The 12,536-nt window shown below is 69.7% G+C and carries 9 protein-coding genes; all 9 read right to left on the bottom strand.

The window, feature by feature from the left end:
- Window positions 1-790: murein hydrolase activator EnvC family protein (locus tag ACOJUJ_RS14900; RefSeq protein ID WP_420127684.1), on the bottom strand; the 790-nt coding region annotated here is incomplete at its 3' end.
- 4 nt (window positions 791-794) lie between these two features.
- Window positions 795-1,652: a cell division protein FtsX gene (locus tag ACOJUJ_RS14895; protein ID WP_420127683.1), complete on the bottom strand. Its 858-nt coding sequence runs from the start codon at window positions 1,650-1,652 to the stop codon at window positions 795-797.
- Window positions 1,652-2,344, bottom strand: a complete 693-nt coding sequence (ftsE, locus tag ACOJUJ_RS14890; protein ID WP_420127682.1) for a cell division ATP-binding protein FtsE — start codon at window positions 2,342-2,344, stop codon at window positions 1,652-1,654. Before ftsE ends, ACOJUJ_RS14895 begins: the two co-directional genes overlap by 1 nt.
- 51 nt (window positions 2,345-2,395) lie before the next feature.
- On the bottom strand, window positions 2,396-3,340 hold the full coding sequence (gene pdxA, locus ACOJUJ_RS14885) for a 4-hydroxythreonine-4-phosphate dehydrogenase PdxA (protein ID WP_420127681.1): 945 nt from the start codon (window positions 3,338-3,340) through the stop codon (window positions 2,396-2,398).
- A 186-nt stretch (window positions 3,341-3,526) separates the two neighbouring features.
- Entirely contained in the window at window positions 3,527-4,048 is a 522-nt protein-coding gene (locus ACOJUJ_RS14880; protein WP_420127680.1) for a type II toxin-antitoxin system VapC family toxin, read from the bottom strand.
- A 393-nt stretch (window positions 4,049-4,441) separates the two neighbouring features.
- On the bottom strand, window positions 4,442-4,738 hold the full coding sequence (locus ACOJUJ_RS14875) for a S4 domain-containing protein (RefSeq protein WP_420127679.1): 297 nt from the start codon (window positions 4,736-4,738) through the stop codon (window positions 4,442-4,444).
- Window positions 4,735-6,036: a peptidylprolyl isomerase gene (locus ACOJUJ_RS14870; RefSeq protein ID WP_420127678.1), complete on the bottom strand. Its 1,302-nt coding sequence runs from the start codon at window positions 6,034-6,036 to the stop codon at window positions 4,735-4,737. The genes ACOJUJ_RS14875 and ACOJUJ_RS14870 overlap by 4 nt, the downstream gene beginning before the upstream one ends.
- A 154-nt stretch (window positions 6,037-6,190) precedes the next feature.
- Window positions 6,191-7,738: a peptidylprolyl isomerase gene (locus ACOJUJ_RS14865; protein ID WP_420127677.1), complete on the bottom strand. Its 1,548-nt coding sequence runs from the start codon at window positions 7,736-7,738 to the stop codon at window positions 6,191-6,193.
- Window positions 7,739-8,564: 826 nt separating this feature from the next.
- A complete protein-coding gene (gene mfd / locus ACOJUJ_RS14860; RefSeq protein ID WP_420127676.1) occupies window positions 8,565-11,957 on the bottom strand; it encodes a transcription-repair coupling factor in 3,393 nt (1,130 codons plus the stop codon).
- Between the last annotated feature and the right edge of the window lie 579 nt (window positions 11,958-12,536).

Genomic DNA, 12,536 nt, shown 5'->3' with positions numbered 1-12,536 from the left:
CGCCCGGGGCCGCGGGTGCGGCCGCCGCCGCGGCGGCGCGGCGCTCGGCTTCGCGGCGGCGGCGCTCCAGGTCGGCGATCACCCCCGCCATCCGGCGCTCGTCGCGCGCCAGCGTCTCCAGCCGCGCGTTCGCCCGCCGCTCCGTGGCGCGCAGCTCGCTCAGCGTGGCCGCGCGGCCCGTGCGCAGCTCCTGCAGCGTGGCGTTTTCCTGCGCCCGCTCGCTGCGCAGGTACTGAATGTCGTTGAAGCTGCGACGCAGCTCGCGCTCGCGGTTCTCCAGCTCCCGCGCCAGCTCGTCGACCTCCGACACCAGCGTGCGGTCGCGGCGCGCCACGATGTACAGGTACTTGTAGCGGTTCAGCAAGTCGCTGAACGACTGCGCCGTCAGCAGCACCTGCGCCGAGTGCAGCGGGCCTCGCTTGTAGATGCCGCGCAGCCGCAGGTGCAGCAGCCGCCGCTTCTCCGCCAGCTCTGCTTGCGTGTTGGCCATCTCCAGCGTGGTCTCGTCGATCTTTCTCGACGTTTCCTCCATCTGGAGGTTGATCTCGCGCAGCAGCGACGCCGAAACCTGCTGCTGACGCTGGATGTTGCGGATCTCCGCCGACACGTCGCCCACGCGGCTGCGGATGCGCGAAAGTTCGCCGCGCAGCTGCGTGCGCTCGCGGCGAATCTCCTGCAGCCGGCGCTGGCTTTCCGTAAGCGTGGGCGTCTGCTGCGCGCCCGAGATCAGCGGCAGCGCCGCCGCGGCCAGCAGCAGGCCCAGTCCCGCGCGGCGGATGCGGCGGTCCATGGGCCTACACCTGCCCCAGGTGGCGGCGCACCGCCACCAGGCTGGAGATCAGCCCGAACCCCGTTCCCGCCAGCACCGTCAGCACAATCCACTCGCTGGGCAGCCACTCCACCTGGAACATGGTGCTCCCCAGCAGCCGGTACGTCGTCCACGTCAGCGCCGCCGCCAGCAGGCCGCCAAGAAGCCCGCTCATCAGCCCCTCCAGCAAAAACGGGCTCTGGACAAAGCCGTCCGTGGCGCCGACAAGCCGCATGATGCCGATCTCCTCGCGCCGCGCGAACACCGTGATGCGCACCGCCGTCGCGATGACGATCGCCGCCACCAGCGCGAACGCCCCGCCGATCACCATCGCCACCCCGGCGGCGATGCGGCGGATGGTGTAGATGGTGTTCAGCCAGTCCCGCCCGTAGCGCACGTCCTCCACGAACGGGTATGCCTGGATGCGCTTCGCCACCCGTTCCACGACGTCGGGGCTGCGGTTCCCCACCTTCAGGCTCACCTCGAACGAGGCGGGGAGCGGGTTGGTGTCCAGGTCGCTGAACACTTCCTTGAACTCCTCCAGCTCCGCCATCGCCGTGGCCAGCGCCTCCGTCTTGTTCACGTAGCGCAGCGCCGCCACCTGCGGCAGCGCGCGCACCTCGGCCTGCGCCAGCTCGATCTGCTCCGGCGTCGCCTCGTCCGTCAGGTACGCGACGATTTCCACCTTCTCCTCCACCTTTTCGATGGCGCGGCGGATGTTGAAGGCGGTCAGGCCAAAGAGGCCGATCACGAACAGCGCGAATGCGATGGCGATCACGGAGAGCGCCGCCAGCAGCGGCGTGCGGCGAAAGGCGGCGAACGCCTCGCGAAGGGCGTACGGCATCAGCCCCTCCCCGCCTCGGCGGTCGCCGCCGCCGAATCGTAGACCACCGCCCCCTGCGCCAGCTCGACGACGCGATACTCGGGATGGGCGCGCACCAGGGCCAGGTCGTGCGTGGCCATCAGCACCGTCATCCCCATGGAGTTGATCTCGCGGAACAGCTCGAACACCCCCTTGGCCGCCCACTCGTCCAGGTTGCCCGTGGGCTCGTCGGCCAGCAGCACCAGCGGCTCGTTGGCCAGCGCCCGGGCCACGGCCACCCGCTGGCGCTCGCCGCCGGACAGCTCGTCCGGATAGGCACGCGCCTTGTGCGAGAGCCCTACCTGCGTCAGCAGCTTGTTCACGCGCGGGACGATGGCCGTCCGCTTGGTGCCGGTGACCTCCAGCGCGAACGCCACGTTCTCTTCCGCCGTGCGGTCGCGAAGAAGGCGAAAGTCCTGGAACACCACCCCCAGCTTGCGGCGCAGCTGCGGGATGTCACGGCGGCGCATGAGCTTGGACGAAAAGCCGGAAACCCGCACCTCGCCCGCCGAGGGAAGGTCGGCCATCTGGATCAGGCGCAGGATGGTGCTTTTGCCCGCGCCGGAGTGGCCGGTCAGGAACACCAGCTCGCCCTTGTTGACGTGCAGCGTCACGTCGCGGAGCGCGGTGCCGGAGCGCGGATATTCCTTGTATACCGAAGTAAGCCTGATCACGCGAGAAACTTCCGCGGGGAGGGAGAGCGCAAGCCCGGAATTCGGAAGAATTTAGTCCCGGGCGCCCGGCCTGTCAAAACGTGCCGCCAGGCGTACGGCCAGCAGCATGGCTTCCTTCATGGACGACGGATCGGCGATCCCCCGTCCGGCGATGTCCAGTGCCGTGCCGTGGTCCGGCGAGGTGCGCGGAAACGGAAGCCCCAGCGTCACGTTCACCCCCGCCCCGAACGCCGCCGTCTTGAACGCCGCCATCCCCACGTCGTGGTACGGCGCCACCACCGCGTCGAACTCGCCCCGCACCGCGCGGGTAAAGACGGTGTCCGCCGGGATCGGCCCCCGCGCGTCCACGCCCGCCTCCGCCAGCACCCGCAGCGCCGGTTCCACGATCCGCGCCTCCTCGTCGCCGAACAGCCCCCCGTCCGAGGCGTGCGGGTTCACCGCGCACAGGGCGATGCGGGGCGACGCGATCCCCCACAGCCGCCGCAGCCCCTGGTGCGTCAGCGATGCCTGGCGGACCAGGAGTTCCGCCGTCAGCGCCGCCGGCACGTCGCGCAGCGCCAGGTGCGTCGTCGCCAGGATCACGCGGAGTGCGCCGCCCAGCGCCGTGCGCTCCGCCGCCATCATCATCACCACGTCCGCCGCGCCGGCCAACTCGCCCAGCATCTCCGTGTGGCCGGGGTAGTGCCACCCGCCGGCGCGAAACGCGTTCTTCTCGATCGGCGCCGTGACGATGGCGTCCACCTCTCCCGCCAGCGCCATCTCCGTCGCGCGGCGGATCGCCACCCCCGCGATGCGCCCCGCCGCCGCGGCCCCGTCCTCCGCCGCCCACGGGCCCACGGACACGTCGGCCGTCCCCGCGCGCAGCAGCGCATTCGGCCCCACGAGCACCCACTCGGCCGCGGCCGCGACCTCCGCGTCCGCCAGCGCGCCAGAGGTCACCTCGGGCCCGATCCCCCGCGGGTCTCCCAGCGTGATCGCGATCCGGGGCCGGTGCATGGATTCCGTCACGTGCGTCGCGGTTCGAGTGTCGGGCGATGGAATGGGGGATGATGCAGGACGCGACGCGGACGGGCAAGGCGCCGCGTCGGCTGTTCCGCATCGGCAATCGCAGACATCCACACGAAAGCGGCGCTTCCCCGCACAGTACGACGGAGCGCCGCTTTCCCCGACGCGAGCACGTGACTAGCTGCCGGTATTCGCAATCTTCTCCAGCTCTTCGGGACCCTCGTACAGCGGATTGAAGACCGGGAGCCCCTTCTCCCGCGCCGCGGCGGCCAAGCCCTTGTCCGCGGTCACGAAGACGAGCGGCGCCTGGGCCTGCCCCTGCGCGGAGAGTGCCAGCGCGGTGGCCAGATGAATTGCGTCCGCCGCGCCGATCGCGAACTCCGGGTGCGCCTTCAAAAGATCCGCTGCCGCCTCGATCTCCTCGTCCGTGACGGGGATGATGGTGAACGCAGGGCGGCTCAGGTCACGCCTGAATGAATCTACGACTCGCGGGTGCAAGTGGTAGTAATGCTCCTGGTGGGGTGACTTGGTGCGGGCGTACTTGCCAAGCGCGGAGATGACCTCCGGCTCGATCAGGCTGGAGACAACGAAGCCGCCCCAACGTTCGAAGCGGCCCGTGATCTCTCTCATCTTTCGCGTGCTCTCGCCCTCGTGCAAGTAGCGCTTCGCAAGCGCGCACGCATCAAGGAAAAGGGGCATGAGCACGGCGAGCAAAGGTTAGCGCGCGCAGCTTTCTGTAACCGCGCGCAAGGCTGCGTCCGATCCGGCTACGCAGACTCGGGGGCGGGTAGAAGAATGCATCCGGGATCTCGTTGAGCGTTCCTTCGCCCGTACCGATCCGGATGTTGTACCCCTTGGCCCTCATCCGCTGAACCCATTCTGGTTCAGCACGCGGCGCTTCAGACATCTGAAATCCTCCGTCGAAAGGTCCGTCCCTCACTGCTGCCGCAACGTTACAACCCCAACGGCTCGTCTGTCAAGAGTGCGCGGTTTTGCGGACAAGGTGGCCGGAGTAAACACTTCCCGACGCAGAACGGCCCTCCTTCGCACATCGCAAAGGAGGGACGGTGTTTGCGCTACGCGATCCGCCGGTCAGAACGGCTCGTCGCGCACTTTTTCGTCCTTGAGCACGCGGTACAGGTCGCGCGCGGCCTTCCTGGAAACGCTCTTTCCCGGCAGCTCCAGCAGCTCCACCTCCAGCAGCCGCGACGGGTACTTCACCACGATCCGCTTTCCCGCCTGCACCGCGTCGCTGGCCCTGGCACGCTTGCCGTCCAGCGTAACGGCGCCGGACTCGCACGCCGCCTTGGCCTCGCTGCGGCTCTTGGTCAGGCAGAGCCGGTGCAGCAGAACGTCCACCCGCAGCGGCTCGGAAGCCGGTGCGCTCACAGGTTGACGGAGACGTACATGTCGCGGCGCAGCTCTTCGATCAAGCGCTGCATCAGCCGCTGCTCGCGCATCATCTCGCGGATGCGGTCACGCTGGTCCGCCACCGTGTAGTCGCCGCTGGCCTGCCTGGCGGTCACGCGCACCACCGCGAACGCCGGGCTGGGACCGCCCTCGACGGTGATGGGGCCGGCGACCGTCCCTGAGACCGTGCCCTCCAGCGCCGTCTGGAACGCCGGAGGAAGCTGGTCGACGGGCACGTTCTGCTGAAAGCGCAGCGCGTCGGGGGTGTTATAGCGCGCGGCCAGCTCCTGCGCCTGCGCGCCGTTGCGGATGGCCGTGGCCACCGAGTCGGCCCGCTGCCGCGCCCGGTCGATGTCGGCCTGCGTGATCTCGGGACGGATCAGGATGTGGCGCGCCTGGCGCTCCGGCCCGCGCACCTTTTCCAGCTTGATCACGTGAAAGCCGAACTCCGTCTCCACGATGCCGCTGGTCTGCCCCGGGCGCATGCCGAACACCACCTGGTCAAACTCGCGCACCATCTGCCCCTGGCGAAACCAGCCCAGGTCGCCGCCGCGGTCACGGGTGCCGTCCGTGCCGTAGCGGCGGGCCAGCACCTCGAACTCCACGCCCTGCCCCAGCTCGGTGAGCACCTGGGTGGCCGTGCGCAGCGCGGCCGCGCGGGCCGAGTCGCTGGGCAGCGGGCGCAGCAGCACCTGCTGAAACGAGACGGAGGCCGGGCGCGTGCCAAAGCGGGCGCGGTTGGCCTCGAAGAAGGTGGCGATCTCCGCGTCGGTCACGGCGGGCGGCGCCATCTCGGACATGCGCTTGCGCACGAACCGCTGCACCAGCGTCTGGTCGGCGAACTGGCGCCGCAGCTCCTGCCGGTACCCTTCGGGCGTGCGTCCCGCCTCCGTGAGCGCCTGCGCGTACGCCGCCTCGGAGCCAAACCGCTCGCGCACCTGGCGGATCTGATCGTCCACCGCCGCGTCCACCTCCTCATCGCTCACCGACTCGCCGGCGGCGCGGGCACCCTCGATCAGCAGCAGGTCGTTCACCCGCTCCGTGACCAGGCCTTCCACCATCTGCCCGTACTCGGCCGGGTCGGTGGGCACGGGGCGTCCTTCGGCGCGCATGGCCTCGATGGCCAGCAGCACGTCGGAGCGCAGCAGCGCGGTGTCGCCCACCACGGCCACCACGCCGTCCCACAGCTCCTCGCCCGGCTGGGGCGCGGGGGGCTGCGCCTGGGCCAGCGCGGGCGCGGCGGCGAGCGTGAGCAGCAGGGCGAAAGCGGTACGCATTCTATCGTTCGGGATGCTCATGTCCGGATATGCCGGCGGCCCCGGTGCGGGGTCCGGCGAGAAAGCGCGGGCCGGGAGCGGAACAGGCCGCTCCCGGCCGCGTGCGTTTATATCCTGTTGCCGGGCCGCAGGTTCCGCGGCCCGGCGATCGGCGTCAGGGCGCCGGGGCGGCCTGGGGCTGCGGCGCCGGCTGCGCGGGCGCCTGCGGCTGGCCCTGCATGCGCGGGTCCGCGCCCTGCGGCGAGCCACCCTGCGGCATGGCGCCCGGCGGCATGCCCGGCACCTGGCCCTGCTGCGGCTGCTGCGGCTGGGAGGCCCGGATGGCCGTGATGCGGTCCGCCACCTTCTGGAACGACGCCGTGTTCACGTCCGCGCCGTAGGCGTTGCGCAGGGCGTAGCCCAGCTTGCCCAGCGGGCGGATGGGGCGCTGTCCCGCCACCGCCTGCTCCATCAGGCTGCGCACGGCCTCGGCGATGGCGCCGTCGCCCTGCTTGCCGCGGGGAAAGCGGCGGCCCTGGAAGCCCGCCATCTGCAGCACCTGCTGGATCGCCGAGCGGGCGTCGTTGCGGATGGAGTCCACCGCCGCGTTGCTCAGCCGGAAGTTCTTGCTGCGCGCTTCCAGCAGCAGAAACTCACGCAGCGCCTGCTCTTCCAGGAACGGCTTGATCTGCTCTTCGGTCGCGGTCTTCATGCCTTCGCGCTCCTGCGACGACGCGGCCTGAAGGAGCTCCGCCACCTCGCCCCCCGTCACCTCGCCGCCCTTGTAGGTCACCAGGGTGCGCGACGCCGCGCGGCCGCGCAGCGACAGGTTTTCCTGCGCCGCCATCTCCTTGAACGCCGCCGGAGCGCCGGCCTCCATCTGCACCGTGGCGACCTTCTTGAGCGAGTCCACGTACGCGCTCACCGCCGTCTGCTGAGCGCTCCCCTTCAGCTGCTGGCGAAACGCCTCGCGGTTCTCGCCCATCGGCTGCTGGCGGCGCTCTTCCACCTTGATCACGTGGTAGCCGAACGGCGTCTCCACCACCGGGCTCACCTGGCCCGCCTGCAGCTTGAACGCCGCCTCTTCGAACTGCGGCACCATGCGCCCGCGGCCAAACCAGTCCAGGTCGCCGCCGCGCTCCTTGCCGCCCGGCTCCTCGGTGAACTCGCGGGCCAGCGCCGTAAAGTCCTCACCCGCCGCGGCGCGGCGCTGAATCGTCTCGGCCAGCTGGCGCTTCTGCTGGCGCTGCTGCGGGGTGGGCTCCGGGGCGCCCGTCTGGCCGGGGCCTCCGGTGGTCAGCAGAATGTGGCGGGCGCGGATCTCCGAGCCCGGCCCCTCGGTGGCCCACTTCTGGTCCAGCTCGGCGTCGGTCCACGTGGTGTCCACCTGGACGTTGGCGTCCAGGTAGCGCCTGACGGTGGTTTCTTCGCGCTGCTCCTCCACGAACTTCTCCATGTCCAGCACGGACAGGGAGCTGTCTTCGGCGGCGGCGGTGGCCAGCAGGGTGTAGTCCACCCACAGGTCGGCCAGGGCGCGCACCACCTGCGGGTCCGCGGGGATCTGGGGGTTGGCGGCCAGCAGCTGGGCGGCGTCTTCCACCTTCAGCTCCTTGCCAGCGGCCTTGGCGACCACGTCGGTATGGGCCGTCATGGCGCTGCCGAAGCCTCCGCACGCCCCCAGGGCGAACGGCGCGGCGACCAGCGCCCAGCGGGACAACTTCATCAAGCGATCTCCGGAACCGGGTTGGTGGGAATGAGCGGCGCGTACGGGGAAAGCCGCGCCGGCGTTGGTGTCGATGGACAGATTCGAATACGGAACCGCGCTGGTACACGCGAGCGCGGGAGAAGTGCCACGAAAAGAGGCGTGCCCAGGTTCAAGGATCAGGTGCCCTGCAGGGATGCGCGAGCAAGTCCCTGCCACCGCGCGAGATCCTGATCCCGCCGCGGACGCGCAACTGCTTGGAACACGGTAACCACCGGGCCTCCGAGTCCGCCGAGTCCGAGCGTCCTCAGTGTCCGCCAGGTCCACAGACTCCGCCGAGTCCGCGCCAGGAGCGAATGAATTCGCCGCTGGGAAACGCAAAAGTCCACCTTCGTGGACTGTAGCCGCGGCTGCGGTGCGCTTCGACACACCGGGGACTCGGCTGAACGCGCTCGGCAGCGGACGCGCAACCGCCTGAAGCGTCGCAAACCGCCCGGCCGCCGAGTCCGCGCCAGGAGCGAATGAATTCGCCGCTGGGAAAGCGCAAGGTCCACCTTCGTGGACTGTGGCCGCGGCTGCGGTGCGCTTCGACACACCGGGGAATCGGCTGAACGCGCTCGGCAGCGGACGCGCAACCGCCTTGAATACCGCATACAGCTTGGCCGCCGAGTCCGCGGAGGCGGACTTCGCGAATTTCCAGCGGCGAATTCATTCGCTCCTGGAGGCGGACTGCGCGTCGCCTTCTTTCCTCCCGGCCGGGCTCGGCGGAGACGCGCTCACGATCCTGTAACTCGGAGCTTGAGCCTTGAATCCGGGCCTTCGACCCTGGATCCTCCGTCCTTGCCTCCTACGCCGCCCGGGCCGGGTCCGCCGCCAGCTCACGCAGCGCGGAGACCAGCGTCCCCAGGATGGGCTCCGTGCCGTGGCGGGTGAGCGTGAGCGACAGGGGGAGCGGGCGCCGCACCTCCACCGCAAACTGCCACGCCTGCAGCGCCTTCTGCAGCGACGACATCCGCGGCACCACTCCCTGGCGGAAGTTGATGCGCACGTCCCAGGGGCGAACCAGGATTCGCTCGATCCCCAGGTCGCCGCCCACCAGGCGCAGCGCCGCCGTTCCCAGCAGGGTTTCCACCTCTTCCGGCATGGGTCCGTAGCGGTCGCGCAACTCGCGGCGCACGGCATCGATCCCCGTCAGCGACTCTTCGCGGCTCAGGCGGCGGTAGAAGTTCAGCTTTTGCGCCTCGTCGGGCACGTACCAGTCGGGGATGAGCGCGGTGCCGTCCACCGACGCCTCCGCCAGCTTCTTAACCGGCACCTTGCCGTCGCCCTTCATCTGCTTGATGGTGTCTTCCATCAGGCGCAGATAGGTGTCCAGGCCGACGGCGTGGACAAAACCGGACTGCTGCTGCCCCAGGATGTTGCCCGCGCCGCGCAGCTCCAGGTCCTTGAGCGCGATGCGGTAGCCGCTTCCCAGCTCCGTGTAGTGCTCCAGCACCCGCAGCCGCTTTTCCGCGTCTTCCTGGATCTCGTCCGGCACCAGCAGATAGCAGTAGGCGCGGTGATGGGACCGGCCCACGCGGCCGCGGATCTGGTACAGCTGACTCAGGCCAAAGTAGTCCGCGCGGTTCACGATCAGCGTGTTGGCGCGCGGGACGTCCAGCCCGGACTCGATGATGGCCGTCGCGACCAGGACGTCCAGCTCGCCCTCGATAAAGCTGGTCATCACGTGCTCCAGCTCCTTTTCGCGCATCTGCCCGTGCGCCATGCCGATCCCCGCGTCGGGCACCAGCTTTTGCACCTTCTGCACGACCGCGCTGATCGTCTCTACCCGGTTGTGGACGAAGAACACCTGCCCGCCGCGGTCGATCTCGCGGCGGATGGCATCTTCCAGAATGGCGTCCGTCCAGGGCAGCACGTGCGTGATCACCGGCTGGCGGTCGCGCGGCGGCGTCTGGATGAGCGTCATGTCGCGCAGCCCCAGCAGCGAAAAGTGCAGCGTACGGGGGATGGGGGTAGCCGTCAGTGTCAGCACGTCCACCGTGCGGCGCAGCTGCTTGAGCCACTCCTTGTGCTTCACCCCGAAGCGCTGCTCCTCGTCGACCACGATCAGTCCCAGGTCGTGGAACTTTACGTCGGGGGACAGGACGCGGTGAGTGCCGACGATGATGTCGACGTCGCCTTTTTCCAGCCGCTCCAGCACCTTCGACTGCTCCTTGGCCGTGCGAAAGCGGGAAAGCGCCTCGATCTTTACGGGAAAGTCCGCCAGCCGCTCGGCAAAGGTGTGCAGGTGCTGCTCGGCAAGGATGGTCGTGGGGACCAGGACGGCCACCTGCTTGCCGTCCTGCACCGCCTTGAACGCCGCGCGGATGGCGATCTCGGTCTTGCCGTACCCCACGTCGCCGCAGATCAGGCGGTCCATGGGGCGCTCCGACTCCATGTCGCGCTTTACGTCTTCCGTCGCCTGCCGCTGGTCGGGCGTGTCCTCGAACAGGAAGGCGCTTTCCATCTCCCGCTGCCAGCGCGTGTCGCTGCTGTACGCGTACCCCTTTTCCGCCTGCCGCGCCGCGTACAGCTCCAGCAGCTCGGCCGTCATCTCCTGGATGGCCTTCTGCGTCTTGCCCTTGGCCCGCGACCACTCCTTGCCGCCGATGCGGTGCACCTTGGGCGGCGGCGCGTCGCCGTCCTCGTCGGCGACAAAGCGTTCGATGAGGTCGACGCGGTGGACGGGGACGCGCAGCAGCTCGCCGCCCGCGTACTCGATCACCAGCGTTTCGAACTCCTCCTCGCCCAGCCGCACCCGCTCCATCCGCCGGAACTGGCCGATGCCGTGGTCCATGTGCACCACGTAGTCGCCCGGCTTGAGCGCCGCCACGCTCTCCAGCGCCGCGCCGCCACGGAACCGCCGGCGGCGGCGGATGCGGCGCGAGCGTCGGAAGATCTCGTGGTCCGTGAGGACGCGCGTGGCCGGCTCGGCGTCCGCCAGCACGAACCCGCCGCCGATGGAGCCGATCCCCAGCTCCACGGTACGTGCGACCTTCAAATCGTCCAGGAGCTCCTGCAGGCGCTCCAGCTGCCCCTGGTTGTCGCACAGGATCAGCGTCCGCTCGCCGCGCGCCGCCGCCGACTTGAGCACCTCGCCCAGCCGCCCCATGTCGCGGTCGATCGGCTCCGGCGGCAGCGCCCGGAAGCGCGACACCGACTGCAGCGGCGCGTTCCCCGAATCGTCGATGTACAGCTGGGGAAACGCGTCCAGCCGCCGCTCGGCCACGGGGGGAGGAAAGAAGAGCCGCTCCGGCGCGTCGGGCCGGGTGCCGCGCTTGCTTTCGCTCTCGTGCAGGCGCACCACCTCGGCCCAGGTGCGCTCCAGCTCCTGCCGCGTCCCCGTCCCGTGCAGGTGGACGACCACCGTGTCTTCGGGCACGTAGTCCAGCAGCGAACGCCGCTCGCCGTCCGCGGACGGGGTAGGGGAGGCGGGAGATTCGGCGGATACGGGAGATGTGGATGCGGCCGATGCGGACTTGCCGTCGCTCATCCCGTCCACCGACTTCAGGTCGACGGGAAGGAGCTGCAGCTGGTCGACCGCGCGGACGGAAAGCTGGGTAAGGATGTCGAAGAAGCGGATGCTCTCCACCTCGTCGCCCAGCAGCTCGATGCGGGCCGGCTCCGGCGTGCCGAAGCCGAACACGTCGACGATCCCGCCGCGCAACGCGAACTGCCCCACCTCTTCGACCGTGGCCACGCGCTCGAAGCCCATGTCTTCCAGCCGCGCGGAAAGCTCGGGAAGCTTGAGCGTGTCGCCGGCCTTGATCTCCAGCCGCAGGTCGCGCAGCCCGTCCACCGCGGGCGAAAGCTCCTGCATGGCGCGCGCGGTGGTCACCATCACCCTCGCGCGGCCGCTCAGCAGCGCCTCCAGCGCCTCTACCCGCGCCCCGCCGATCTCCAGGTGCGGCTCGCCCTCCTCGTACGGCAGCGACTCGCGCTGTGGGTAGAGAAAGACGTCGGCCTCGCCCAGCAGCGCTTCCAGGTCGCTCGTCGCCTGCTCCGCGTCCTCCGGACCGCCGGCAACGAGCAGCCAGATGCGCTCCGGCCTCACACGGTGGAGGGCGGCGAGCATCACCATGACCGACGACCCCGCAAGGCCGGACGCCAGCGCACGCTCGCCCACACGCGGGAGCGACGCGGCCAGCGCACGGAACGCGGGGACCGTCTGGAACGACTCGATCAGCAGGGGATGGGGCACGGCTCCAGCTGTTCTGCGGAAAGCGGGGAAGGTATCCGGGCGGGCGGGAGGCGTCAACGGACGGTGGGGTGAACGGGTGAACGGGTGAACGGGTGTGAGGGTGAACGGGTGTGAGGGTGAACGGGTGTGAGGGTGTGAGGGTGTGAGGGTGTGAGGGTGTGAGGGTGTGAGGAGGGCGCGACCCTCGGGGCCCTCTCCCCCGCCAGGCCTTTCGCTCGTTCCTCGCGACGGCTGGCGACCCCTCCCCCAACTTCGGGGGAGGGGTGGTCACGGAGGGTGTGGGGCGCTTCGACTCACGTTCGGAAACACCGTCGAAGTTCTCCCCTCTCCGCGAGGAACGAGCGGGGAGGGGCCGGGGGAGGGGCACCCCGCGGGCACAGTGCGGTCTCCGTCGTCGCGCCAGCGAGTCACCTGCATCCACAAAGATCGAGGGGTGGACATTCATCCGCCGCCCGCATCCCTTCACCCGTTCACCCGTTCACCCGTTCACCCGTTCACCCGTTCACCCGTTCACCCGTTCACCCGTTCACCCGTTCACCCGTTCACCCGTTCACCCGTTCACCCGTTCACCCGTTCACC

Origin of the sequence: Longimicrobium sp. (assembly GCF_048594345.1) — a bacterium.
Lineage (GTDB): Bacteria > Gemmatimonadota > Gemmatimonadetes > Longimicrobiales > Longimicrobiaceae > Longimicrobium.
Note: the sequence above shows the minus strand (reverse complement) of the source record. Positions and strands in the feature narration are given on the sequence as shown.

Excerpts from the sequence above, each read along its gene's own strand:
- ACOJUJ_RS14870 (WP_420127678.1), bottom strand. The coding sequence starts at position 6,036 with ATGCGTACCGCTTTCGCCCTGCTGCTCACGCTCGCCGCCGCGCCCGCG.
- pdxA (WP_420127681.1), bottom strand. The coding sequence starts at position 3,340 with ATGCACCGGCCCCGGATCGCGATCACGCTGGGAGACCCGCGGGGGATC.
- ACOJUJ_RS14880 (WP_420127680.1), bottom strand. The coding sequence starts at position 4,048 with ATGCCCCTTTTCCTTGATGCGTGCGCGCTTGCGAAGCGCTACTTGCAC.
- ACOJUJ_RS14865 (WP_420127677.1), bottom strand. The coding sequence starts at position 7,738 with ATGAAGTTGTCCCGCTGGGCGCTGGTCGCCGCGCCGTTCGCCCTGGGG.
- ACOJUJ_RS14895 (WP_420127683.1), bottom strand. The coding sequence starts at position 1,652 with ATGCCGTACGCCCTTCGCGAGGCGTTCGCCGCCTTTCGCCGCACGCCG.